Source organism: Enterobacter sp. K510 (assembly GCF_055804875.1).
Genome location: NZ_JBNRLQ010000014.1, coordinates 1 through 25,140 on the forward strand (window position 1 = coordinate 1; position 25,140 = coordinate 25,140).

21 protein-coding genes and 1 tRNA gene are annotated in these 25,140 nt (G+C 56.1%); 13 read left to right on the forward strand and 9 right to left on the reverse strand.

Going from position 1 to position 25,140, the window contains the following annotated elements; genetic code table 11:
• Positions 1 to 7 precede the first annotated feature (7 nt).
• A tRNA-Trp gene (locus tag ACQUTD_RS19795) sits at positions 8 to 83 on the forward strand.
• A gap of 108 nt (positions 84 to 191) precedes the next feature.
• Here ACQUTD_RS19795 and hdfR read toward each other — a convergent pair.
• Positions 192 to 1,025: an HTH-type transcriptional regulator HdfR gene (gene hdfR / locus ACQUTD_RS19800; protein ID WP_318364601.1), complete on the reverse strand. Its 834-nt coding sequence runs from the start codon at positions 1,023 to 1,025 to the stop codon at positions 192 to 194.
• A 106-nt stretch (positions 1,026 to 1,131) separates the two neighbouring features.
• Here hdfR and ACQUTD_RS19805 point away from each other — a divergent pair, with 106 nt between their 5' ends.
• Positions 1,132 to 1,470, forward strand: a complete 339-nt coding sequence (locus ACQUTD_RS19805; RefSeq protein ID WP_072571423.1) for a MaoP family protein — start codon at positions 1,132 to 1,134, stop codon at positions 1,468 to 1,470.
• A gap of 37 nt (positions 1,471 to 1,507) precedes the next feature.
• Here the strand turns inward: ACQUTD_RS19805 and ACQUTD_RS19810 are convergent, their stop codons facing one another.
• The gene (locus ACQUTD_RS19810; RefSeq protein WP_473277273.1) at positions 1,508 to 3,028 is read right to left on the reverse strand and encodes a YifB family Mg chelatase-like AAA ATPase; all 1,521 of its coding nucleotides are present in this window, start codon (positions 3,026 to 3,028) and stop codon (positions 1,508 to 1,510) included.
• A 341-nt stretch (positions 3,029 to 3,369) separates the two neighbouring features.
• Between ACQUTD_RS19810 and ilvL the strand changes: the two genes are divergently transcribed.
• The 7 genes from ilvL to ilvA all read left to right on the forward strand — a co-directional run bounded on the left by ilvL (position 3,370) and on the right by ilvA (position 9,920).
• Entirely contained in the window at positions 3,370 to 3,468 is a 99-nt protein-coding gene (ilvL, locus tag ACQUTD_RS19815; protein WP_001311244.1) for an ilv operon leader peptide, read from the forward strand.
• Positions 3,469 to 3,555: 87 nt separating this feature from the next.
• On the forward strand, positions 3,556 to 3,606 hold the full coding sequence (gene ilvX, locus ACQUTD_RS19820) for a peptide IlvX (protein ID WP_207630130.1): 51 nt from the start codon (positions 3,556 to 3,558) through the stop codon (positions 3,604 to 3,606).
• A gap of 2 nt (positions 3,607 to 3,608) precedes the next feature.
• A complete protein-coding gene (gene ilvG / locus ACQUTD_RS19825) occupies positions 3,609 to 5,255 on the forward strand; it encodes an acetolactate synthase 2 catalytic subunit (protein ID WP_473277272.1) in 1,647 nt (548 codons plus the stop codon).
• A complete protein-coding gene (gene ilvM / locus ACQUTD_RS19830; protein WP_318364598.1) occupies positions 5,252 to 5,515 on the forward strand; it encodes an acetolactate synthase 2 small subunit in 264 nt (87 codons plus the stop codon). Before ilvG ends, ilvM begins: the two co-directional genes overlap by 4 nt.
• Positions 5,516 to 5,532: 17 nt before the next feature.
• Positions 5,533 to 6,462 carry a branched-chain amino acid transaminase gene (locus tag ACQUTD_RS19835; RefSeq protein ID WP_072571427.1) on the forward strand — a complete coding sequence of 310 codons (930 nt, stop codon included), beginning with the start codon at positions 5,533 to 5,535 and terminating at the stop codon, positions 6,460 to 6,462.
• A gap of 60 nt (positions 6,463 to 6,522) precedes the next feature.
• Complete coding sequence (gene ilvD, locus ACQUTD_RS19840; RefSeq protein WP_321988369.1) at positions 6,523 to 8,373, forward strand: dihydroxy-acid dehydratase; 1,851 nt, start codon at positions 6,523 to 6,525, stop codon at positions 8,371 to 8,373.
• A 2-nt stretch (positions 8,374 to 8,375) separates the two neighbouring features.
• Entirely contained in the window at positions 8,376 to 9,920 is a 1,545-nt protein-coding gene (gene ilvA / locus ACQUTD_RS19845; protein ID WP_072571429.1) for a threonine ammonia-lyase, biosynthetic, read from the forward strand.
• A 173-nt stretch (positions 9,921 to 10,093) separates the two neighbouring features.
• Here ilvA and ilvY read toward each other — a convergent pair whose 3' ends face one another.
• Positions 10,094 to 10,984, reverse strand: coding sequence for an HTH-type transcriptional activator IlvY (gene ilvY / locus ACQUTD_RS19850; protein WP_473277271.1), 891 nt, complete (start codon positions 10,982 to 10,984; stop codon positions 10,094 to 10,096).
• A gap of 153 nt (positions 10,985 to 11,137) precedes the next feature.
• On the opposite strand from ilvY, the gene ilvC reads away from it, so the two are divergent.
• A complete protein-coding gene (gene ilvC, locus ACQUTD_RS19855) occupies positions 11,138 to 12,613 on the forward strand; it encodes a ketol-acid reductoisomerase (RefSeq protein ID WP_072571431.1) in 1,476 nt (491 codons plus the stop codon).
• A gap of 105 nt (positions 12,614 to 12,718) precedes the next feature.
• On the opposite strand, the gene ppiC is transcribed toward ilvC, so the two are convergent.
• Positions 12,719 to 13,000 carry a peptidylprolyl isomerase PpiC gene (gene ppiC / locus ACQUTD_RS19860; RefSeq protein ID WP_473277270.1) on the reverse strand — a complete coding sequence of 94 codons (282 nt, stop codon included), beginning with the start codon at positions 12,998 to 13,000 and terminating at the stop codon, positions 12,719 to 12,721.
• A gap of 85 nt (positions 13,001 to 13,085) precedes the next feature.
• On the opposite strand from ppiC, the gene rep reads away from it, so the two are divergent.
• Positions 13,086 to 15,107 (forward strand): DNA helicase Rep, encoded by a 2,022-nt coding sequence (gene rep / locus ACQUTD_RS19865; RefSeq protein ID WP_473277269.1) that lies wholly within the window; start codon positions 13,086 to 13,088, stop codon positions 15,105 to 15,107.
• Positions 15,108 to 15,141: 34 nt separating this feature from the next.
• On the opposite strand, the gene ACQUTD_RS19870 is transcribed toward rep, so the two are convergent.
• Complete coding sequence (locus tag ACQUTD_RS19870) at positions 15,142 to 17,172, reverse strand: alpha-amylase (protein WP_473277268.1); 2,031 nt, start codon at positions 17,170 to 17,172, stop codon at positions 15,142 to 15,144.
• A gap of 315 nt (positions 17,173 to 17,487) precedes the next feature.
• Here ACQUTD_RS19870 and ACQUTD_RS19875 point away from each other — a divergent pair, with 315 nt between their 5' ends.
• Positions 17,488 to 18,315, forward strand: coding sequence for a protein bax (locus ACQUTD_RS19875; RefSeq protein ID WP_072571434.1), 828 nt, complete (start codon positions 17,488 to 17,490; stop codon positions 18,313 to 18,315).
• Positions 18,316 to 18,365: 50 nt separating this feature from the next.
• Here the strand turns inward: ACQUTD_RS19875 and xylR are convergent, their stop codons facing one another.
• From xylR to xylF, 4 genes are all read right to left on the reverse strand, one after another.
• Positions 18,366 to 19,544, reverse strand: a complete 1,179-nt coding sequence (xylR, locus tag ACQUTD_RS19880) for a D-xylose utilization transcriptional activator XylR (protein WP_072571435.1) — start codon at positions 19,542 to 19,544, stop codon at positions 18,366 to 18,368.
• Between the two features lie 103 nt (positions 19,545 to 19,647).
• Positions 19,648 to 20,829, reverse strand: coding sequence for a xylose ABC transporter permease XylH (gene xylH / locus ACQUTD_RS19885; RefSeq protein WP_473277267.1), 1,182 nt, complete (start codon positions 20,827 to 20,829; stop codon positions 19,648 to 19,650).
• Positions 20,807 to 22,348 (reverse strand): xylose ABC transporter ATP-binding protein, encoded by a 1,542-nt coding sequence (locus ACQUTD_RS19890; protein WP_318375003.1) that lies wholly within the window; start codon positions 22,346 to 22,348, stop codon positions 20,807 to 20,809. Before ACQUTD_RS19890 ends, xylH begins: the two co-directional genes overlap by 23 nt.
• A gap of 75 nt (positions 22,349 to 22,423) precedes the next feature.
• Positions 22,424 to 23,416, reverse strand: a complete 993-nt coding sequence (gene xylF / locus ACQUTD_RS19895) for a D-xylose ABC transporter substrate-binding protein (RefSeq protein ID WP_318364591.1) — start codon at positions 23,414 to 23,416, stop codon at positions 22,424 to 22,426.
• Positions 23,417 to 23,785: 369 nt separating this feature from the next.
• Here xylF and xylA point away from each other — a divergent pair, with 369 nt between their 5' ends.
• Positions 23,786 to 25,105 (forward strand): xylose isomerase, encoded by a 1,320-nt coding sequence (gene xylA, locus ACQUTD_RS19900; protein WP_099458832.1) that lies wholly within the window; start codon positions 23,786 to 23,788, stop codon positions 25,103 to 25,105.
• The last annotated feature ends 35 nt before the right edge of the window (positions 25,106 to 25,140 follow it).

A 25,140-nucleotide genomic window follows, 5' to 3' on the forward strand; every position in this document is an offset into this window, starting at 1 on the left:
CCTAATTAGGGGCGTAGTTCAATTGGTAGAGCACCGGTCTCCAAAACCGGGTGTTGGGAGTTCGAGTCTCTCCGCCCCTGCCAGAAAATTATCCTTTGCTTCGGCAAAGGATTTTTTTTGTCTGCAATTTATCCCATCTTTGATTTTTTCCCTGCTGACGATAAAAACATGGCGTCCCTGCGCATGTTTTCTTACTCCAGTACGTTGATTTTAAGCAGATCCTTGATATGACTCTGCTTATCACTGTTCTGTAGCCAGATGGCATACAGCGGTCGTGAAAGCGTCAGACTATCAGTGACGGTATGCAGATCCGCCTGGTTATTGGCCCACGACACCGGCAGCCAGGTGTATCCCTCAAGCGCGGCCAGTTGCTGACGGGCGATCTCAGCGGAGCTGGTCGTTAACAGCGGAATATCATCGCTGTTAATAAGCCCTGCCTCATGCTGCTGAAAATCAGGCCCCCATTCCAGGCGCAGATAATTCAGACTGGATTTCGTCTTACCCGCCGCTGCACAGTAGAGCGCAAGCGTGAAGTGTCCCAGCAACTGACTGCTGAATTCATCCATCTTGGGCGCTTCTGTGGTGATGAGCAGATCCAGTTGTCTTTCGTGTAACTGTTTCACCAGCGACTGCCGTTGCGCGATCCGCGCTTCAAACTGCAAATTCTTCTGTGACTGATACAGACGGCTTAACCAGCCGTTGAGCATACACTCCCATAACGACGCACTGGCGCCGATGGAAAGCTCATTGTGACGTGAGGTATGCGCTACCTCCTTGCGTGCCGCCTGCCACGTACTCATTAACGTTTCTGCATAAGGCAACAGCTTTTCCCCGGCTGGCGTCAGCCGTATGTTGTTGCGATGACGGGTGAAAAGATTCACACCGAGCTGGTTCTCTAACTGACGGATCCGAAAACTGACCGCCGATTGCGTCAAGTACAGCGCTTCCGCAGCGCGACCAAAGTGGCGAGTCCTGCTGACTTCCAGGAAAGTTTTTAACAATTCCGTATCCACAGCTTTCTCCACAAATTTATTTGTCGTTATGATTTAAATGTTTTGTTTTACACTCTGTCAAGCGTAACTAATACTCCGCGCCATAAATAGCTCGGCCAAAGAATTAGGAGCGTGCAGGATGGCGGAAAGCTTTACGACGACGAATCGTTTTTTCGACAATAAATACTATCCACGTGGGTTCTCGCGTCATGGTGACTTCACCATCAAAGAAGCCCAGTTGCTGGAGCGCCACGGATACGCCTTCAATGAACTGGATCTCGGCAAGCGTGAGCCTGCAACTGAAGAAGAAGTTCAGTTTGTTGCCGTATGCCGCGGTCAGCGTGAGCCGGTAACGGAAGCAGAACGTGTCTGGAGTAAATACATGACACGTATTAAGCGTCCCAAGCGTTTCCATACGCTCTCCGGCGGTAAACCGCAGGTTGAAGGCACAGAAGACTACACTGAGTCTGAAGATTAAAGAAAAGGGGCGTAAAGCCCCTTTTTTATTGCCATCGCTAACCCAGCATCTTCTGTAAATGGATAAGTAACCGATCAACGGCGCGATAGCTTAGCGCTTCCTGTAAATGCCGCCGCTGAATACTTTTCTGCTCCTCAAGATCCGCGAGCGTACGCGCTACCTTTAACAGGCGCTGCCATGCCCGTACCGACAGCCCCAGCAGTGTAAGCGTCTCTTCCAGCCAGTGCGCATCCCCGGCGCTCAACTGGCAGTATTCCCGCATTTCACCGCTTTCCAGGCGACTGTTCAGCTTTTGCTGGCGAGCGTACTGACGTTCACGCGCGCTCACCACTCTGGCACGCACGCTTTCGCTGCGTTCGCCCTGACCGCTTGCCTGGCTCAGCACACCGGGCGGCGGTAGCGGGATCTCCAGCGACAGGTCAAAACGATCAAGAAAAGGCCCCGACAGCTTGCCCAAATAGCGCAGCGTCTGCTCCGGCGTTGAGCGGTTATGGTTCCCCTGATAATGGCCCGTCGGGCTGGGATTCATCGCAGCTATGAGTTGAAAGCTGGCGGGATAGGTCACTTTGGCCCGCGTGCGCGAAATATGAATCTGACCGGATTCAACCGGCTCCCGCAGTGCATCCAGTACCCGCCGCTCAAACTCCGGTAATTCATCGAGAAATAAAATACCGTTATGAGCAAGTGAGATCTCACCAGGAGCAGGGATCGTCCCGCCGCCCACCATCGCCGTTAATGACGCGCTGTGATGGGGGGAGCGGAAAGGCCTGCGCCGCCAGTGTTTTTTAAGGACCGCAGCATTGACCAGGCTCAGAATAGCCGCGCTTTCCAGCGCTTCATGATTATTGAGCGCCGGCAGGATCCCGGTAAGGCGGCTGGCGAGCATGGTTTTTCCTGTACCAGGCGGGCCAATCAGCAGCAAATTATGACCGCCCGCAGCTGTCACTTCCAGCGCACGCTTCCCCTGATCCTGACCGATGACGTCGCTGAGATCGCTCTCTGTCGGGAACTCGTCATTAATGGTCTGTTCAGGATGGCGGAGAGTAGTTTTCCCTTCCAGAAAAGCACAAACCTCCAGTAAATGTCCGGCAACCAGGCAATCTGATGAGCCGAGTAAGCTCACTTCAGCTTCGTTATCAGCAGCGACAATAATCTTCCTGCCCGCTTTGATAGCCTCCATCGCGGCGGAAATTGCGCCGGGAACGCCACGCAGCGCGCCTGTAAGCGCCACTTCTCCTACAAACTCATACTGGCTCAGCTTAGTGGTCGTAAGCTGCTCAGAAGCCGCCAGAAGCGCGACAGCGATAGGTAAATCATATCGCCCGCCTTCCTTGGGCAGATCGGCGGGCGCGAGGTTAATAGTGATCTTCCGTGCGGGGAACTGATAACCACTGTTAATGATTGCGCTGCGTACCCGATCGCGCGCCTCCTCCACCGTGGTTTCCGGCAGCCCTACCATCGTCAGGCCGGGAAGCCCATTGCTGAGATGCACTTCCACCGTAATCAGCGGTGCCGTCACCCCTAATGCTGCGCGTGTGTAGATAACTGACAATGACATGATCCCTCCTTGAAAGGTGATTATGTCCGGAGCAATTTGTTGCGGCACCTGGCAAAACCATATCCTGCGCGGCGCATTCAGCACGTTTTTATTCGTTACCGTTTTTGCACTTTCACGCTGGAACGCGCCTCGCATATATCGCTATGCGAGCCAGAAGGGAAGATGATGACGCGACAAATTGAATTATTCTCACATGATGATTTCGCTATATAAAACAATGGCTTTTTTTAAAATCTTCGGCAGGCTGAAAAATTAGCATATAAATAAATCTTGTCTTTTACGCGCTGTCTGTGATAACTCTTTAGGTATTCCTTCGAACAAGAAGCCAGAAAGTATATAAAATGACAGCCCTTCTACGAGTGATTAGCCTGGTCGTGATTAGCGTGGTGGTGATTATTATCCCACCGTGCGGGGCTGCACTTGGACGAGGAAAGGCTTAGAAATCAAGCCTTAACGAACTAAGACCCCCGCACCGAAAGGTCCGGGGGTTTTTTTTATGACTTTAAAACATCCACGAGGAGCAAAGAATGAGTAGTAGCATAAAATTCTGTTTCTCACGATTTACGACGGGGAAGTAACTATGAATGGAGCACAGTGGGTAGTACATGCTTTGCGGGCACAAGGAGTTGAAACCGTATTCGGTTATCCGGGTGGCGCAATTATGCCGGTTTACGATGCATTGTATGACGGCGGCGTGGAACACCTGTTGTGCCGTCACGAGCAGGGCGCGGCGATGGCGGCCATCGGTTATGCGCGCGCCACCGGTAAAACCGGCGTCTGTATCGCCACCTCCGGCCCTGGCGCGACTAACCTGATCACCGGCCTCGCCGATGCCTTACTCGATTCCGTTCCCGTTGTCGCCATCACCGGCCAGGTTGCTGCCCCGTTTATTGGTACCGATGCGTTTCAGGAAGTGGATGTGATTGGCTTATCGCTGGCCTGCACCAAACACAGCTTTCTGGTGCAGTCGCTGGATGAGCTGCCGCGCGTAATGGCAGAAGCTTTCCAGGTTGCCAGTTCGGGTCGTCCCGGCCCGGTATTGATCGACATCCCTAAAGACATCCAGCTGGCTTCTGGTCATCTTGAGCCGCATTTCTCTACCGTTGAAGCAGAAGAAACCTTCCCGCAGGACGACGTGGAGCAGGCGCGGCAGATGCTGGCGCAGGCAAAAAAACCAATGCTCTACGTCGGTGGTGGCGTGGGTATGGCGCAGGCGGTTCCTGCGCTGCGTGACTTTGCTACGGCTACGCAAATTCCGGTTGCCTGCACGCTGAAAGGCCTGGGCGCGGTTGAGGCGGATTATCCGTGGTATCTCGGCATGCTGGGAATGCACGGCACCAAAGCGGCGAACCTGGCGGTGCAGGAGTGCGATCTGCTGATCGCCGTGGGCGCGCGCTTTGATGATCGCGTGACCGGCAAGCTGAACACCTTTGCCCCACACGCCAGCGTCATTCATATAGACATCGATCCGGCGGAAATGAACAAGCTGCGTCAGGCGCATGTTGCCCTGCAGGGGGATTTAACCGCCTTGCTGAACGCCTTACAGCAGCCTCTGAATATCACCGAATGGCGTGAGTACACCGCTGATCTGCGCCGCGAACACGCCTGGCGTTACGACCATCCTGGCGAGGCGATTTACGCGCCGCTGCTGTTAAAGCAGTTGTCCGATCGTAAGCCAAAAGAGAGCGTGGTGACCACGGATGTGGGCCAGCACCAGATGTGGTCGGCGCAACATATGACCTACAGCCGCCCGGAGAACTTTATTACCTCCAGCGGGCTGGGAACCATGGGCTTTGGCCTGCCGGCGGCGGTCGGGGCGCAAATCGCCCGTCCGGATGATACGGTGATCTGTATCTCCGGTGACGGCTCCTTCATGATGAATGTTCAGGAGCTGGGCACCGTAAAACGCAAACAGTTGCCGCTGAAAATTGTCTTACTCGATAACCAGCGCTTAGGCATGGTTCGCCAGTGGCAGCAGCTGTTTTTCCAGGAGCGTTACAGCGAAACGACCCTGACCGATAACCCCGATTTCCTCATGCTGGCCCGCGCCTTTGGCATCCCCGGCCAGCACATCACCTGTAAAGACCAGGTTGAAGCGGCAATCGACACCCTGCTCGCAAGCGAAGGGCCTTATCTGCTTCATGTCTCAATCGACGAACTGGAAAACGTCTGGCCTCTGGTGCCGCCCGGCGCCAGTAACTCACAAATGCTGGAGAAATTATCATGATGCAACATCAACTCGCCGTGCAGGCTCGCTTTAATCCGGAAACATTAGAGCGCGTGTTACGCGTAGTACGTCATCGTGGCTTCCAGATTTGTGCGATGAACATGGAAACCGCCGCCGATCCGCAGAACATAAATATTGAATTGACCGTTGCCAGCCCGAGGTCTGTCGAATTACTGTTTAGCCAGCTAAGCAAACTGGTGGACGTAGCTCGCGTCGAGATCCAGCAACGTACAACGACATCACAACAAATAAGCGCCTGAGCGCAATAGGAAAGAAAATGACGACAAAAAAAGCTGATTACATTTGGTCCAATGGCGAGATGATTCGTTGGGAGGACGCGAAAGTTCACGTCATGTCCCACGCGTTGCACTACGGTACTTCCGTCTTCGAAGGCATCCGTTGCTACGACTCGCACAAAGGGCCAGTGGTGTTCCGCCATCGCGAACACATGCAGCGTCTGCGTGATTCAGCCAAAATTTATCGTTTCCCGGTCTCTCAAAGCGTTGATGAACTGATGGAAGCTTGCCGCGCAGTGATCCGCAAAAACAACCTGACCAGCGCCTATATCCGTCCGCTGGTCTTTGTTGGCGATGTCGGCATGGGCGTTAACCCGCCGGAAGGTTACAGCACCGATGTGATCATCGCGGCCTTCCCGTGGGGCGCATACCTTGGCGCAGAAGCGCTGGAGCAGGGCATTGACGCGATGGTCTCTTCCTGGAACCGCGTAGCGCCGAACACCATCCCGACTGCCGCAAAAGCGGGTGGTAACTATCTTTCTTCCCTGCTGGTGGGCAGCGAAGCCCGTCGTCACGGTTATCAGGAAGGGATCGCGCTGGATGTGAACGGCTATATCTCCGAAGGCGCTGGCGAAAACCTGTTTGAAGTGAAGGATGGCATTCTGTTTACCCCGCCATTCACCTCTTCCGCGCTGCCGGGCATTACCCGCGATGCGATCATCAAACTGGCGCTGGATCTGGGTATCGAAGTGCGCGAGCAGGTGCTGTCCCGCGAATCCCTCTACCTGGCTGACGAAGTGTTTATGTCCGGCACCGCCGCCGAGATCACGCCAGTACGCAGCGTCGACAAAATCCAGGTGGGCGAAGGCCGTCGCGGTCCGGTCACCACCCGTATTCAGCAAGCATTCTTTGGCCTCTTTACCGGTGAAACCGAAGATAAATGGGGCTGGCTGGATCAAGTTAATTCATAAGCATAATGACAGGGCGGCACGTACCGCCCTGAATACCTGACAGACGGGAGTAAATAAAGCATGCCTAAGTACCGTTCCGCCACCACCACCCATGGCCGTAATATGGCCGGCGCCCGCGCATTATGGCGCGCGACCGGCATGACCGATGACGATTTCGGTAAGCCGATTATTGCCGTGGTCAACTCGTTTACGCAGTTCGTGCCGGGCCACGTTCATCTGCGCGACCTGGGTAAACTGGTTGCAGAGCAGATTGAGGCCTCAGGCGGCGTCGCCAAAGAGTTCAATACCATCGCGGTAGATGATGGTATCGCCATGGGCCACGGGGGCATGCTTTATTCACTGCCATCACGTGAACTGATCGCCGACTCCGTGGAATATATGGTCAACGCCCACTGCGCTGACGCCATGGTCTGTATTTCCAACTGCGACAAAATCACCCCCGGCATGCTGATGGCGGCATTACGTCTGAACATTCCGGTGATTTTTGTTTCCGGCGGCCCGATGGAAGCCGGTAAAACCAAACTCTCCAATCAGATCATCAAACTGGATCTGGTGGATGCCATGATCCAGGGCGCAGACCCGAAAGTTTCCGACGAGCAGAGCGAGCAGGTCGAGCGCTCCGCCTGTCCGACCTGCGGCTCCTGTTCCGGCATGTTTACCGCCAACTCCATGAACTGCCTGACCGAAGCGCTCGGTCTGTCGCAGCCGGGTAACGGTTCCCTGCTGGCGACCCATGCCGATCGCGAACAGCTGTTCCTCAACGCCGGTAAACGCATTGTTGAACTGACCAAACGCTATTATGAGCAGGACGATGAAACCGCGCTGCCGCGCAATATCGCCAGCAAAGCCGCGTTCGAAAACGCCATGACGCTGGATATCGCTATGGGCGGCTCTACCAATACCGTTCTGCACCTGCTGGCGGCGGCGCAGGAAGCGGAAATTGACTTCACCATGACCGACATCGACAAACTGTCGCGTCATGTACCGCAACTGTGCAAGGTTGCCCCCAGCACGCAGAAATACCATATGGAAGACGTGCACCGCGCGGGCGGCGTGATCGGTATTCTGGGCGAACTGGATCGCGCCGGGCTGATGCAGCGCGACGTGAAAAACGTCCTCGGTCTGACGCTGTCGCAAACCATTGAGCAGTACGACGTGATGGTCACCCAGGATGACTCGGTGAAAGAGATGTTCCGCGCCGGTCCGGCAGGCATCCGCACCACCAAAGCCTTCTCGCAGAATTGCCGCTGGGACACCCTGGACAACGATCGCGCCAACGGCTGTATTCGTTCTATTGAACACGCCTACAGCCTGGAAGGTGGCCTGGCGGTGCTGTACGGCAACTTCGCGGAAAACGGCTGTATCGTGAAAACCGCCGGGGTGGACGACAGCAACCTGACCTTTACCGGCCCGGCCAAAGTCTACGAAAGCCAGGACGATGCGGTAGAAGCTATTCTTGGCGGTAAAGTGGTGGCGGGTGATGTGGTCGTGATCCGCTACGAAGGGCCGAAAGGCGGGCCGGGTATGCAGGAAATGCTCTATCCGACCAGCTTCCTGAAATCCATGGGTCTGGGCAAAGCCTGCGCGCTGCTCACCGATGGCCGTTTCTCCGGCGGCACCTCCGGTCTTTCCATCGGCCACGTCTCCCCGGAAGCGGCCAGCGGCGGCAATATTGCGCTGATCGAAGATGGCGACATCATCGCCATTGATATTCCGAACCGTGGTATCCAGTTGCAGGTGAGCGATCAGGAACTGGCGGCCCGTCGTGAAGCACAAGAAGCGCGCGGTGCTGCTGCCTGGACGCCAAAAGCCCGTGAGCGTCAGGTTTCTTTCGCGCTGCGTGCCTACGCCAGCCTCGCGACCAGTGCAGATAAAGGCGCAGTGCGCGATAAATCGAAACTGGGAGGCTGATAATGGCCGAAGCCCAACCGCTGTCTGCCGCCCCTGACGGGGCGGAGTATCTCCGTGCGGTGCTGCGCGCACCTGTCTATGAAGCGGCGCAGGTCACGCCGCTGCAAAAAATGGAAAAGCTCTCTTCGCGGCTGGATAACGTCATTCTGGTGAAGCGCGAAGATCGCCAGCCGGTGCACAGCTTCAAGCTGCGCGGCGCATACGCCATGATGGCGGGCCTGACGGAAGCACAAAAAGCGCAGGGCGTGATCACGGCGTCTGCGGGCAATCACGCCCAGGGCGTGGCCTTTTCGTCTTCGCGCCTCGGCGTGAAAGCGCTGATTGTCATGCCCGTTGCGACGGCCGATATCAAAGTCGACGCAGTACGGGCGTTCGGCGGCGAAGTGTTGCTGCACGGCGCGAATTTTGACGAGGCGAAAGCCCGGGCTATCGAACTGTCACAGCAGCAGGGCTTTACCTGGGTGCCGCCGTTTGATCACCCCATGGTCATCGCCGGTCAGGGCACGCTGGCGCTGGAGCTGCTACAGCAGGACGCGCATATCGACCGCGTCTTTGTGCCGGTCGGCGGCGGTGGACTGGCTGCTGGTGTGGCGGTGCTGATCAAGCAACTGATGCCGCAAATCAAGGTGATTGCCGTTGAAGCGGAAGATTCCGCCTGTCTGAAGGCCGCGCTGGACGCCGGGCATCCGGTTGATTTACCGCGCGTCGGGCTGTTCGCCGAAGGCGTCGCGGTCAAACGTATCGGCGATGAAACTTTCCGGCTGTGCCAGGAATATCTGGACGACATCATCACCGTCGACAGCGATGCCATTTGCGCGGCGATGAAAGATCTGTTCGAAGATGTACGTGCGGTGGCTGAGCCATCCGGCGCGCTGGCGCTGGCGGGCATGAAAAAATACATCGCGCAGCACCATATTCGCGGTGAACGTCTGGCGCATGTGTTGTCCGGCGCGAACGTTAATTTCCACGGTCTGCGTTACGTTTCCGAACGTTGCGAATTAGGTGAACAGCGTGAAGCCCTGCTGGCGGTGACCATCCCGGAAACCAAGGGCAGCTTCCTGAAATTCTGCCAGCTGCTGGGCGGACGTGCGGTAACGGAGTTCAACTACCGTTTTGCCGATGCCAAAGACGCCTGCATTTTTGTCGGTGTGCGCTTAAGCCGTGGCCTGGAGGAGCGCAAAGAAATTCTCGCGCTGCTGAATGACGGCGGTTACAGCGTGGTGGATCTGTCTGACGATGAGATGGCGAAACTGCACGTGCGCTATATGGTCGGCGGTCGCCCGTCGAAACCGCTTAAGGAACGGCTTTACAGCTTTGAGTTCCCGGAATCCCCCGGCGCGCTGCTGAAATTCCTGCACACGCTGGGGACGTACTGGAACATCTCGCTGTTCCACTACCGCAGCCACGGCACCGACTATGGCCGCGTGCTGGCGGCCTTTGAGCTGGGCGAGCATGAACCCGATTTCGAAACGCGCCTGAACGAACTGGGTTACGAGTGTCACGACGAAACCCACAACCCGGCGTTTCGGTTTTTCCTCGCGGGCTAATGTGTCGAGGTGCCTGATGGCGCTGCGCTTATCAGGCCTACAGGGGTGTAAAACGGTAAATCGCAGAACACGTAGGCCGGATAAGGCGCTTGCGCCGCCATCCGGCGAAACCCACGCGCCAGACAGTAAAACATAGGCCGGATAAGGCGCTTGCGCCGCCATCCGGCATAAATTTATGCGCCCGGCAAAATAGACCAGAACGCATTCACCAGCGGCTCATGCAGCCGCTTTTTTTGTGCGCACACGCCCAGCTCGAACGGCGTTTTCTCATCGCTGCGCTCCAGGATCATCACGCGGTTACGCACCGGCTCCGGGCTGTTTTCCAGCACCACCTCCGGGATCAGCGCCACGCCGCAGCCCAGCGCCACCATCGATACCATCGCCTCATGCCCGCCCACCGTGGCGTAAATCGACGGATTACTGATTCTCTGCCGGCGGAACCACAGCTCAATACGGCGACGCACCGGTCCCTGATCGGGCATGATAAAGGGCACCGTCGACCAGTCCGGCTCGGCAACGGACACCTGATTGCGCACCGGGCAGGGCAGCGCCGGGGCGATCAGCACCACCGCCAGATTTTCCAGCATCGAAAAGGCCACCGCGCCGGGCAGCGTTTCAGGTTTGCCCGCAATCGCCAGATCCGCCTCGCCGGTGACCACTTTATCCATCGCGTCAGCGGCATCGCCGGTGGTCAGCTTAATTTCCACGGACGGGTGTTCGGCGCGAAAACGGTCGAGGATCGGCGGCAGATGGCTGTAGGCCGCCGTCACCGAACAAAACAGCTTAAGCTCGCCGGACAGCGACGGCCCTTGCTGATCGATGGTGTGGCGCAACTGCTGATACTGCAACAGCGTCTGCTGCGCGAAGGTACGCAGCTCTTCCCCCGCTTCGGTCAGCGTCACGGTGCGGTTATCGCGTACAAACAGCGGCTGCCCCAGGTCTTCCTCCAGACGCTGGATCTGCCGGGAAAGGGTGGAAGGGCTGACATGCATGGCGCGCGCGCTACGGCCAAAATGGCGGCTTTCCGCCAGGTGCAGGAAGATTTTCAGATCGCGTAAATCCATCGGGTCAGCTCCAGATTTTTACGTTGCGAATTATGCAACGTGACGTTGTTAATATATCAATTTCAGCAACGCATTTCCTGTCATATAGTGGGTTCATTCTCGCAATAACGCGAACCGAATAATAAGTACGACACAACATCACGAGGATCGACCATGGCTAACTACTTCAATACACTGAACCTGCGCCAGCAGCTGGCGCAACTGGGCAAATGTCGCTTTATGGGCCGCGATGAATTCGCTGACGGCGCAAGCTTCCTCCAGGGTAAAAAAGTGGTCATCGTCGGTTGTGGCGCGCAGGGTCTGAACCAGGGCCTGAACATGCGTGACTCCGGTCTGGATATCTCCTACGCGCTGCGTGCCGAAGCCATTGCTGAAAAACGCGCCTCGTGGCGTAAAGCGACCGAAAACGGCTTTAAAGTCGGTACTTACGAAGAGCTGATACCGCAGGCGGATCTGGTGGTTAACCTGACGCCGGACAAACAGCACTCCGACGTGGTGCGTTCCGTACAGCCGCTGATGAAAGACGGCGCTGCGCTGGGCTATTCCCACGGCTTCAACATCGTGGAAGTGGGCGAGCAGATCCGTAAAGACATCACCGTGGTGATGGTGGCGCCAAAATGTCCGGGTACGGAAGTGCGCGAAGAGTACAAACGTGGTTTCGGCGTACCGACGCTGATCGCCGTGCACCCGGAAAACGATCCGAAAGGCGAAGGTATGGCAATTGCCAAAGCCTGGGCCGCAGCAACCGGCGGCCACCGTGCGGGCGTGCTGGAATCCTCTTTCGTGGCGGAAGTGAAATCTGACCTGATGGGCGAGCAGACCATTCTGTGCGGTATGTTGCAGGCCGGCTCTCTGCTGTGCTTCGACAAGCTGGTGGAAGAAGGCACCGACCCGGCGTATGCGGAAAAACTGATCCAGTTCGGCTGGGAAACCATCACCGAAGCGCTGAAGCAGGGCGGTATCACCCTGATGATGGATCGCCTGTCCAACCCGGCGAAAGTGCGTGCGTATGCGCTGTCTGAACAGCTGAAAACCATTATGGCGCCGCTGTTCAAAAAACATATGGATGACATCATTTCCGGCGAATTCTCCTCCGGCATGATGGCTGACTGGGCCGAAGACGATAAGAAACTGCTGACCTGGCGCGAAGAGACCGGTAAAACCGCCTTTGAAACCGCGCCGCAGTTTGAAGGCAAAATCGCCGAGCAAGAATACTTCGACAAAGGCGTACTGATGATCGCGATGGTGAAAGCGGGCGTTGAGCTGGCGTTCGAAACCATGGTGGATTCCGGCATCATCGAAGAATCCGCGTACTACGAATCGCTGCACGAGTTGCCGCTGATCGCTAACACCATCGCCCGTAAGCGTCTGTATGAAATGAACGTGGTGATCTCCGATACCGCCGAGTACGGTAACTACCTGTTCTCTTATGCCTGCGTGCCGCTGCTGAAAGAGTTTATGACCACGCTGCAACCGGGCGATCTGGGCAAAGCGATTGAAGGTACTGCGGTGGATAACGCCCAGTTACGCGATGTGAACGAAGCGATCCGCAGCCACGCTATCGAGGCGGTCGGTAAGAAACTGCGCGGTTATATGACGGATATGAAGCGTATTGCCGTCGCCGGTTAATAACACCCTGTAGCGTTACTGTAGGCCCGGTAAGCGCCAGCGCCACCGGGCTTTTTTGAGCACTAAATGTAGGCCCGGTAAGCGTCAGCGCCACCGGGCTTTTTATCAGTTGCGGTACAGCACTTTAATGATGTGGTAGCCGAACTGGGTGTGCAGCGGGCCGGTTGGCTCCAGCACCGGGCAGGAGAACACCACTTTATCGAAGGCCGGAACCATCTGGCCCTGACGGAATTCACCCAAATGACCGCCTTTTTTACCTGACGGGCAGGTAGAGTGTTTTTTCGCCAGCTTCTCGAAATCGCCGCCGTTTTTGATCTGTTCCAGAAGATCTAACGCCAGTTTATCTTCTTTAACAAGGATATGCATTGCTGCCGCTGTTTTTGCCATGATCGTGCCTTGAGTCAGATAGTTTACGCTCGCTATACTACCACGCGTTTTTATCCCCTCCCGCCTTTCATTGAGTGATTTTCTTATGCGTTTGAACCCCGGACAACAACAAGCCGTCGAATTTGTCACCGGACCCTGTCTGGTGCTGGCGGGGGCCGGCTCCGGCAAAACCCGTGTGATCACCAATAAGATCGCGCACCTGATACGTGGCTGCGGTTATCAGGCGCGACACATCGCGGCGGTAACCTTTACCAATAAAGCCGCGCGGGAAATGAAAGAGCGTGTCGGGCAGACGCTGGGACGTAAAGAGGCGCGCGGCCTGATGATCTCCACCTTCCATACGCTGGGGCTGGACATCATCAAGCGGGAATTCGCGGCGCTCGGCATGAAGTCCAACTTTTCCCTGTTTGACGACACCGACCAGGTGGCGCTGCTCAAAGATCTGACCGAGGGGCTGATCGATGACGACAAAGTGGTGCTGCAACAGCTGATCTCGACGATCTCTAACTGGAAAAACGATCTTTGCACGCCCGCGCAGGCAGCGGCGCAGGCGAAAGGCGAGCGGGATCGCATCTTCGCCCACTGCTACGGCCTGTACGACGCGCACATGAAAGCCTGTAACGTGCTCGATTTTGACGATCTGATCCTGCTGCCGACGCTGCTGCTGCAGCGCAATGAAGAGGTTCGCGAGCGCTGGCAGAACAAGATCCGCTATCTGCTGGTGGATGAATATCAGGACACCAACACCAGCCAGTACGAGCTGGTAAAACTACTGGTAGGCAGCCGCGCGCGCTTTACCGTGGTGGGGGATGATGACCAGTCGATCTACTCCTGGCGCGGGGCGCGGCCGCAAAACCTGGTGCTGTTAAGCCAGGATTTCCCCGCTTTACAGGTGATCAAGCTGGAGCAGAATTACCGCTCATCCGGACGCATTCTGAAAGCGGCGAACATCCTTATCGCCAATAACCCGCACGTGTTTGAAAAGCGGCTGTTCTCCGAACTGGGCTACGGCACCGAGCTGAAAGTGCTGACGGCCAATAATGAAGATCACGAAGCGGAGCGCGTCACCGGCGAGCTGATTGCACATCACTTCATCCAGAAAACGCAGTACAAAGATTACGCCATTCTCTATCGCGGTAATCATCAGTCCCGCGTGTTCGAAAAATTCCTTATGCAGAACCGCATTCCGTACCGCATCTCCGGCGGCACGTCGTTTTTCTCACGTCCGGAAATCAAAGATCTGCTCGCTTATCTGCGCGTGCTGACTAATACCGACGACGACAGCGCTTTCCTGCGCATTGTGAACACGCCGAAGCGGGAAATTGGCTCTGCTACCCTCCAGAAGCTTGGCGAGTGGGCCAATACGCGTAACAAAAGCCTGTTTGCCGCCAGTTTTGATATGGGGCTGACCCAGACGCTGACCGGGCGCGGGTATGAATCGCTGACCCGCTTTACTCACTGGCTGGGTGAAGTGCAGCGCCTGTCCGAGCGCGATCCCATCGCGGCGGTGCGCGATCTGATCCACGGCATCAACTATGAATCCTGGCTGTATGAAACCTCACCCAGCCCGAAAGCCGCTGAAATGCGCATGAAAAACGTCAACACGCTGTTCAGCTGGATGACGGAAATGCTCGAAGGCAACGACATCGATGAGCCGATGACCCTGACGCAGGTGGTCACGCGCTTTACCCTGCGCGACATGATGGAGCGTGGCGAAAGCGATGAAGAGTCCGACCAGGTGCAGCTGATGACGCTGCACGCCTCGAAAGGGCTGGAGTTTCCGTACGTGTTTATGGTCGGGATGGAGGAAGGCTTCCTGCCGCACCAGAGCAGCATTGATGAAGACAATATCGAAGAAGAGCGCCGCCTGGCCTATGTTGGCATCACCCGCGCGCAAAAAGAGCTGACCTTCACGCTGTGCAAAGAGCGCCGTCAGTATGGTGAGCTGGTGCGCCCGGAGCCCAGCCGTTTTCTGCTCGAACTGCCGCAGGACGATGTGATCTGGGAGCAGGAGCGCAAAGTGGTCAGCGCTGAAGAGCGGATGCATAAAGGCCAGGCGAACGTAGCGAATATCAAAGCGATGCTGGCGAAGGCGAAAGCAAAATAATCCCTCTGCCTGCGCAGAGGGAGCAATCACGCGGTTATTGCTGCCCCGCCCACACCACCATCACTTTATCGTCGCCCGCTTCACGGGTAAAACCATAGCCCTGCGGCATGGAAAGCGTGGTTTGCTTACCCATGCCGATGGCCGGATGGCGGGCGCGGAACTGCCCCAGCCGCTGCCAGTGGGCGACACGCGGCGCAGCGCTGCCGGTCACATCCTGCCAGTTCATATCCGAACGCGTGCCCTGGAGCGGATCCGAGCCGGTGGGTCCGAACGGTCGTCCGGACTCGTCGCCGTAAAAAATCTGCACCGCGCCGGGCGTCAGCAACAGCAGTTCAGCCGCCCGCTGCTCCGCTTCGCGGAACAGCCGCGTATCGTGGGATGACAAATAACTCAGCACGTTAAAACGCTGTAGCTTGTCGGCCATCTGCTGCCACGTCAGATCGATGCTGGCGAAGCAATCCGCCGCTTTCGCCGCCTGCTCCTGATAATCAAAATTGATCATCGCATCGAATCCATGACGGTAATAGCTGCTCTCCATGACGCCGTGGCCCCAGGCTTCGCCGGTCATCCAGAAGGGCGCGTCATCGCGTTTTTTCTGCGGGTTGGCCTGTTTCCACTCTGCCAGCGCTTGAGTTGCCTGGGTTTTCAATTGCTGTAAGGTCGCCATATCCACATGCTTGGCGGTATCGACGCGGAAACCGTCAATGCCATACTCCCGCACCCAGTCGCTCAGCCAGTGGGTGAGGTAATCACGCGGCGTGAAGCCGTCGATGGCTTTCGCTCTGGTATCCGGTTTGTGCTGATAAAACACCGGCAGGCCGGAGGGGGTGGTCGACTCGGTTTTCAGATCCGGTAAAAACGCCAGCGACATGGTGAGATCGTCGAAGCCGGGATTATCGTAATCGCCAATATCGGTGCGCACCCAGGCTTTGCCCCACCAGTTTTGCCAGGCGTTTTTATCGCTGAAGTTGATGTAATCATTAAAGCTGTGCCAGTTCTGCCCGGCGGCAGGCTTCCAGTCCGTCCAGCGCTCGCCGAGCACTTTTTTACGCTCCTTGCCCTGCACATAGAGCGCGCCGAACTGATACTGCTGCATATCCGCCAGGGTCGCGTAACCGGTATGGTTTACCACCACGTCAAACAGGATGCGGATGCCGCGCTGGTGCGCTTCATCCACCAGCGTGCGCAGATCCGCTTCGCTGCCCATGTTGGCATCAAGCATCGTCCAGTCCTGGATGTAATAGCCGTGATAGGCGTAATGCGGGAAATCGCCTTTGGTGCCGCCGCCCACCCAGCCGTGGATCTGCTCGAAGGGCGCGCTGATCCACAGCGCATTGACGCCGAGCTGCGAGAGGTAATCCAGCTTTTGCGTCAGCCCTTTCAGATCGCCGCCATGAAAAGTGCCGATCTCTTCCATGCCGTCTTTGTGGCGGCCATAGCTGTTGTCATTAGCCGGATCGCCGTTTACGAAACGATCGGTCAGCACAAAATAGACGGTGGCGTTATGCCAGTCGAAGGGCGCGGCGGCAGAGGTTTCCGCGCGCTCAAGCAGCAGCAGGCCGTCACTGTTCGCATCGGGCAGCAGGGTGATTTTTCCCTGTTTGACCGTGGCGGTTTGCTGACTGTAGAAATCGCGCACCACGCTGCCTTCGGCAAAGGTTTTACTGACGTCCAGGGTAAGGGGTTTGCCGTCCCATTTCGGACACTGGCGCGTTACCGCTGCGGCGCTGGTCTGCGGCGCGCTTTTCACCGTGAGCATTAATGTTGGCGTGCCGGAACGGGTATCCAGTTGCAGCTGATAATCGCCATCGCGGAACACGCGCCACTGCGGCGGCGTACCGGAACAGGGCTGCAAAGAGAGCATCTGGTTGAGTCTTGGCGTGTCGGTCGGTTGCCAGCACTGTTGATCAAGCTTCAGGGTTAAAGGATAAGCGCCTTTTTTCAGCGGCGCGTCGCTGCGATAAATGCCCGATCCGGCATCGCTAAAGGCGGGGAAACCGGGGGATGTCCAGTCTGACCAGGCCACCGTGGGCAGCAGCAATAATAGGAGGGCTGAACGTTTCATTCGGGGTTCCTGTCGGATGATTTTTGCCCAGTGTGCCAGCAGAGGCTGGCGGGTAACTCATCCCGATGAGCGCTTACGCAGGGGTGAGGCGAAAGGGTGAGTGATCTGCTTCAAAAAACGGCAACAATTTGCGATAGACGCTCCATTTCGTGCATAATTTATACGCTGAAACGGATTAGCTGATGACACGCATTCGGAAATCGCTTATTCATTGTGTGTCAATAAAAGGGTATTTTTGATATGATTTGAGATTCCGCTCTCAAAATTGTGAATCAAATAAGGTGTTGGAATGCAACAATCCGACCTGGAGACCTGATGATAACGACTCCCATACGACGATATGGGGTAACGATTCTAATGTTTCTCACCCTGGTATTTTCCGGTGAGGTGCTTGCCAAGACGCACGAAAAAACAGCGAGTCATAAAACCCCGATAACCAAACAGATAAGTAAGAAGCAGGCTAGCAGTAAACAAGAGTATTCTCGCAATAGTGCAAAGAGTAGTTCACTTCCTGATTTGCGAAAATACCCTTCCGGGACACCAAGAAAAAAAGCGTTTCTCCGGACGGTCATGCCTTATATTACGAGTCAAAACGCAACGATCGCTGCTGAGCGTAACTGGTTGATGTCCAAACAGTACGAAAGCCAGTGGTCGTCGGCCGAGCGCGCGCGCCTGAAGGATATTGCCAAACGCTACAAAGTGAACTGGTCGGGCAATACCCGCCGTATTCCGTGGAATACGCTGCTGGATCGCGTCGACATCATTCCGGACAGCATGGTGGCGACCATGGCCGCAGCAGAAAGCGGCTGGGGAACCTCTAAGCTGGCGCGTAGCAACAATAACCTGTTCGGCATGAAGTGCATGAAAGGTCACTGTACGAACGCGCCCGGCAAGGTGAAAGGCTACTCCCAGTTTGCTTCGGTGAAAGAGTCAGTGAACGCCTACGTGGTTAACCTGAATACGCACCCGGCGTATAAGTCGTTCCGTAAGTCCCGCGCGCAGCTGCGCAAAGCGGACCAGGAAGTGACGGCGAGCAATATGATCCATAAGCTCAAAGGCTATTCCACGCAGGGCAAGCGCTACAACAACTATCTGTTTGCCATGTATCAGGACAATCAGCGACTGATTGCCGCCCACATGTAAACGAAAACGCCTTCCAGCCGGAAGGCGTTTTTTTCGTCAGGCAATAACGGCTACATCATCACTTCACTGTACCGGTCACGGTAATCCTTCGGCGTGGTGTCGTACTCCTTCCTGAATACCGAATAGAAATACTGCAACGACGGATAACCGCACATCTGCGAGATCTCGTTAATGGACAGCGAGGTGGAAATCAGCAGGCTGCGGGCTTTCTCCAGTTTTTCAGCGTGGATCACCGCGTGAATGGTTTCGCCCACTTCCTCCTTAAAGCGCTTTTCCAGGTTCGATCGCGAAATGCCTACCGCATCCAGCACCTGATCCACCTTGATCCCTTTGCAGGCGTGATTGCGGATATAGTGCATGGCCTGGATCACCGCGGGATCGCTCAGCGATCGGTAATCCGTCGAACGCCGCTCCACCACGCGCACCGGCGGCACCAGCAATCGCTGTAACGGCAATGGCTCATTATCCAGCAGACGGTGCAGTAGTTTCGCTGCCTGATAGCCCATTTGCCGTGTTCCCTGCGCCACTGACGAGAGTGCCACGCGCGACAGATAACGCGTCAGCTCTTCGTTATCAATACCGATCACGCACAGTTTTTCCGGCACAGGAATATGCAGATGCTCGCACACCTGCAGGACATGGCGGGCGCGGGCATCGGTGACGGCGATAATACCGGTCTGCGGCGGCAGGGTTTGCAGCCAGTCGGCCAGTCGGTTTTGCGCGTGCTGCCAGTTCTCCGGCGCGGTTTCCAGCCCCTGATACACCACGCCGCGATATTTCTCCTGCGCCACCAGCTGGCAGAACGCATACTCCCGCTCCACCGCCCAGCGCTTGCCGCTGGAAGCGGGCAGGCCGTAAAAGGCGAAACGCTGTACGCCTTTCTCTTTTAAATGCAAAAAGGCGCTTTCAACCAGCGCATGATTATCGGTCGCGATGTAATGCACCGGCGGATAGTTATCCGCGCGATGGTACGAACCGCCCACGCCGACGATGGGCACATTAACCCCGGCCAGCAACCTCTGGATCTCGTCGTCATCGTAGTCAGCGATAACGCCATCCCCCAGCCATTCGCGGATATTGTCGATACGGGTGCGAAAATCTTCCTCAATAAAAATATCCCACTCGGACTGCGACGCCTGCAAATATTCACCCACGCCTTCGACAACCTGGCGGTCATAGGCTTTATTGGCATTGAATAACAACGTAATGCGGTGGCGCTTTTCAAACATGTTGGTCTCTTATTCAGTAGAACACTACGTCTGCTTACCACATTCAGCACACTGCCGGAAAAATTTCCTCCGGCAGTGTGATCATCCCTGAGATTTCATTACCTTATGCGCGACGTTTGGTGGCCGAATCCATCCATACCGCCAGCAACAAAATGGCTCCTTTGACGATGTATTGCCAGAACGTCGGCACGTCCATCATGCTCATACCATTATCCAGTGACGCCATAATGAATGCCCCCATTACCGCGCCCGCCACGCTGCCTATGCCCCCGGCGAGGCTGGTGCCGCCAATTACGCAGGCGGCGATGGCATCAAGCTCTGCGATGTTCCCCGCGGAAGGTGAACCGGCGCCCAGTCGTGAGCTGAGGATCAAACCGGCGATAGCCACCATCAGGCCGTTGATGGCGAAGACCGCCAGCTTAGTGCGCTCCACGTTAATACCGGAAAGGCGCGCCGCCTCGATGTTGCCGCCGATGGCATAGATGCGACGGCCAAAGGCGGTGCGCGTCGCCATAAACATCCCGGCGAGCAACAGGAAGGTGAGGATCAGCACCGGCGTCGGCACGCCACGGTAATCGTTCAGCAGCCAGATGGCCCCCAGCACGATCACTGCAATCAGCGCCTGGCGGCCCACGACTGAAGACGACGCGCCAGCGCTAAGTCCCAGCGCCTGGCGGCGCATCCGCCCGCGCCACTGCCACAACGTGAAAGCAATCAGCCCCAGCGCGCCGACGCCAAAGCCGACGACGTCCGGCAGATAGCTTTGACCAATCTGCGACATGGCAGCGCTGGTGGGCGACACGGTGGTACCGTTGGTGATGCCGATCAGCACGCCGCGAAAGGCGAGCATCCCGGCGAGCGTGACGATAAACGACGGCACTTTACGGTACGCCACCCACCAGCCGTTCCAGGTGCCGAGCAGCAGGCCCAGCACCAGCGTTACCACGATGGTCAGCGGCAGCGGCCAGCCCAGCCAGACGTCGAAAATCGCCGCCACGCCGCCCAGCAGCCCCATCATCGAGCCGACCGAGAGATCGATCTCTGCGGAAATAATCACAAACACCATGCCCACCGCCAGAATGCCGGTGATCGCCGTCTGGCGCAGCAGGTTGGAGACATTACGCGCGCTCAGGTACGAGCCGTCAGTCATCCAGGTGAAAAACAGCATGATCACCACTATCGCGGCAATCATCACGAATACCTGCAAATTCAGTGATTTCAGTCCGCCAAAGGTAACAGGCTGCGGCGCGGACACCTTGAGTTCAGATGGGTTGGTTTTCGACATGATGTTCGCTCCTCAGCGCCGCTTCCATAACCTGTTCCTGGGTCAGATGATTATTGATGAGATTGGCCTTAAGCCTGCCTTCGTGCATGACCAGCACCCGATCGCTGAGGCCCAGCACTTCCGGAAGCTCCGATGAAATGACAATGACGGCGATGCCCTGTTGCACAAGCTGATTGATAAGTTTGTAGATCTCGTATTTCGCGCCAATATCAATGCCGCGCGTGGGTTCATCGAGGATCAAAATGCGCGGGTTGAGCAGCAGACAGCGCGCCAGAATCGCCTTCTGCTGATTGCCGCCGCTCAGGCGGCCAATCGCCAGCTCCGGCGAGGAGGTTTTCACCTTCAGCCGCGCCAGCGACTGCAAAATACATTGCTGCTCGGCGGCATCGTCGAGGCTGGTGAGCGGGCCGGAAAACTGATCCAGCGCGGCGAGGGTGATATTTTTACCCACCGCCATCACCGGCACGATGCCGTCTTTTTTGCGGTCTTCCGGCACCATCGCAATGCCGTGGCGGATGGCTTCCTGACAGTTACGGATCTGTACCGGCTGGCCATCAATAAATACCCGTCCTTCATGACGCCCCGGCCAGACGCCAAACAGGCACTGGACCGCTTCGGTACGCCCGGCGCCGACCAGCCCGGCGATGCCTAAAATCTCGCCGCGCTTAAGGGAAAAGGAGACGTCGTTGACGCGCTTAATATGCCGGTTGACCGGATGCCAGGCGGTCAGATGCTCCACGCGCAGGATCTCGTCGCCGGTAGTATGGGGTTCATTCGGGTAAAGGGCGGTCAGTTCGCGGCCGACCATCATGGTGATAATGTCATCCTCACTCATTCCGGCGGCCTCGCGGGTGCCGATATGCTGTCCGTCGCGGATCACGCAGATAACGTCTGAAATGGCTTTCACTTCATTCAGCTTGTGCGAGATATAGATGCAGGCGATGCCGTGGTGTTGCAGATCGCGAATAATATCCAGCAGCACCGCGGTTTCCTGTTCCGTCAGCGAGGCAGTAGGCTCATCGAGGATCAACAGGCGCACCTGCTTGTTCAGCGCCTTGGCGATCTCCACCAGTTGCTGCTGCCCGAGACCCAGGTCGCCCACACGGGTATCGGGAGAAATGGCGAGGCTGACCTGCGCCAGTAATTTCTGGCAGCGCAGCGTCATAGTGTCGTAATCCATCACCCCGTGATGGGTGATTTCGGCACCGAGGAAGATATTTTCCAGCACGGTGAGGTGTTTCACCAGCGCCAGTTCCTGATGAATAATGGCGATGCCTTTGCGCTCTGTGTCGCGAATATGGCTGGCCTCGATCGTTTCGCCCGCAAAAACGATGTCGCCGTCATAGCTGCCAAAGGGATAAATCCCGCACAGCACTTTCATCAGGGTGGATTTACCGGAACCATTCTCGCCGCACAGGGACAATACTTCTCCGGCGTTCAGTTGCAGGCTGACATTATCCACGGCTTTGACTGCGCCAAAGGCCTTGGTAATGTTTTTCATCTCAAGTAAATAAGGCATACCCGCTCCGCATAAGGCCAGGGAATAACAGTATTTGAAACGCTTCCCCGTACCGGACGGGGAAGCGCACAAAGATTACAGCTGGCTCTTTTGATGGAATCCGTCTTTGATGACGGTGGCGTCGATATTGTCTTTATTCACTTCGATTGGCGTCAGCAGGCGGGCGGGCACATCTTTCAGTCCGTTGTTCAGCGTGGCATCGGACTTAGGCTCTTTACCGTTACCCAGTTCGACAGCGATCTCCGCAGCGGTGTTCGCCAGTTGGGTGATCGGCTTATAGACGGTCATCGTCTGGCTGCCGTTGATAATGCGTTTGACCCCGGCGAGGTCCGCATCCTGGCCTGAAATCGCCACTTTACCCGCCAGACCCTGCGCACTCAGCGCCTGGATCGCGCCGCCCGCCGTGGCGTCGTTCGAGGCGACTACCGCATCAATTTTGTTATTGTTGGCGGTCAGCGCGTTTTCCATGATTTTCAGCGCGTTTTCCGGCAGCCAGCCGTCAGCCCACTGATCGCCGACAATTTTAATTTTTCCGCTGTCGATATAGGGTTTTAATACTTTCATCTGACCGGCGCGGAAGAGCTTGGCGTTATTATCCACCGGTGAGCCGCCCATCAGGAAATAATTGCCCTGGGGCACTTTTTCTACCAGACTTTGCGCCTGAAGTTCGCCCACTTTTTCATTATCAAAGGAAATATAGAAATCGATGTCAGCATTATTAATCATGCGATCGTAGGCTAATACTTTTATGCCTTCCTGCTTCGCTTCTTTTACGACATTACTTAATACCTGACCGTTGTAAGGAATAATAACCAGCACATCAACGCCGCGGTTGATCATATTTTCAATCTGCGACATCTGGGTTTCTTCGTTGCCATTCGCAGACTGCACAAATACTTCGGCACCTAAGGATTCGGCTTTTTTAACAAAAATATCGCGATCTTTCTGCCAGCGCTCCAGACGCAGGTCATCAATGGCCATACCGATTTTGATCTCTTTCGCCTGCCCGGCAAAGGTGGCGAGCAGCAGGGAAGCGCAGACTGTAAGGCAAAGGTTCTTTATCTTCATAATAGTAATACCTTTTTGTAGGGTTATAGGGCCTGAGATAAAAGAAACATGCAGGATCCAGACGCAGCAAATTCTTAACGCGGAATCAAAACCTGGCAATTACTGATTTTTATCCTGGCGTTACGATATTTGGTTTATTTGCTAATTTATGACCGCGATCTGATTTTAATCTTCCCGGGTATTAGATTTTGCAGAAAATTGGAAGGCGCGCCGCAAGGTAACCTGTAGACATTTATTTTGGGAGCCAGCGCACGTTTGTGCATTATCTCAATAGCAGTGTGAAATAACGTAATTGAGCCAGGCGCTGAGAGGATCCAGTATTAACGCAGCAACGAACACTCGCCGCATACATTGATTATGGAGCTGATTATGCAAGCCTATTTCGACCAACTTGAACGTGTACGCTACGAAGGTACCCAATCCACCAATCCGTTAGCCTTCCGCCACTACAATCCGGACGAGCTGGTTCTGGGCAAGCGCATGGAAGATCATCTGCGTTTCGCCGCCTGTTACTGGCACACCTTCTGCTGGAACGGCTCCGATATGTTTGGCGTGGGGGCCTTTGAACGCCCATGGCAGCAGGCGGGCGATGCGCTTGAGCTGGCAAAACGTAAAGCCGATGTGGCCTTTGAGTTTTTCCACAAACTGAACGTGCCTTACTACTGCTTCCATGATGTCGACGTCTCGCCGGAAGGCGCATCGCTGAAAGAGTATCTGAACAATTTTGCGAAAATGACCGACGTGCTGGCGCAAAAACAGCAGGAGAGCGGCGTGAAGCTGCTGTGGGGCACGGCAAACTGCTTTACTAATCCTCGTTACGGCGCGGGCGCGGCCACCAACCCGGATCCGGAAGTGTTCAGCTGGGCGGCCACGCAGGTGGTGACGGCAATGAACGCCACCCATCAACTGGGCGGTGAAAACTATGTGCTGTGGGGTGGTCGCGAAGGCTACGAAACCCTGCTGAATACCGATCTGCGTCAGGAGCGCGAGCAAATTGGCCGCTTCATGCAGATGGTGGTGGAGCACAAACACAAAATCGGCTTCCAGGGCACTCTGCTGATCGAGCCAAAACCGCAGGAGCCAACCAAGCACCAGTACGATTACGACGTCGCCACGGTCTACGGTTTCCTCAAGCAGTTCGGTCTGGAAAAAGAGATCAAAGTGAATATCGAAGCCAACCACGCGACCCTGGCGGGGCACACCTTCCACCACGAGATCGCCTCCGCCATCGCGCTGGGCATCTTTGGCTCTGTGGATGCTAACCGTGGCGATCCACAGCTGGGCTGGGATACCGACCAGTTCCCGAACAGCGTTGAAGAGAACGCGCTGGTGATGTATGAAATCGTCAAAGCGGGCGGTTTTACCACCGGTGGTCTGAACTTTGACGCCAAAATCCGCCGCCAGAGCACCGACAAATACGATCTGTTCTACGGTCATATTGGCGCGATGGACACCATGGCGCTGGCGCTGAAAGTGGCGGCGCGCATGATTGAAAGCGGCGAACTGGATAAGCGCGTGGCGAAGCGTTACGCAGGCTGGAACGGTGAGCTGGGTCAACAGATCCTGAAAGGACAGCTGTCGCTGGCGGAACTGGCGAAGCACGCTGAGCAACAAAACCTGGCGCCGCAGCACCAGAGCGGCCATCAGGAACTGCTGGAAAATCTCGTTAACCGTTATCTGTTTGGTTAGAAAACCCTGAGCGCCACGTTCGTCGTGGCGCTCCG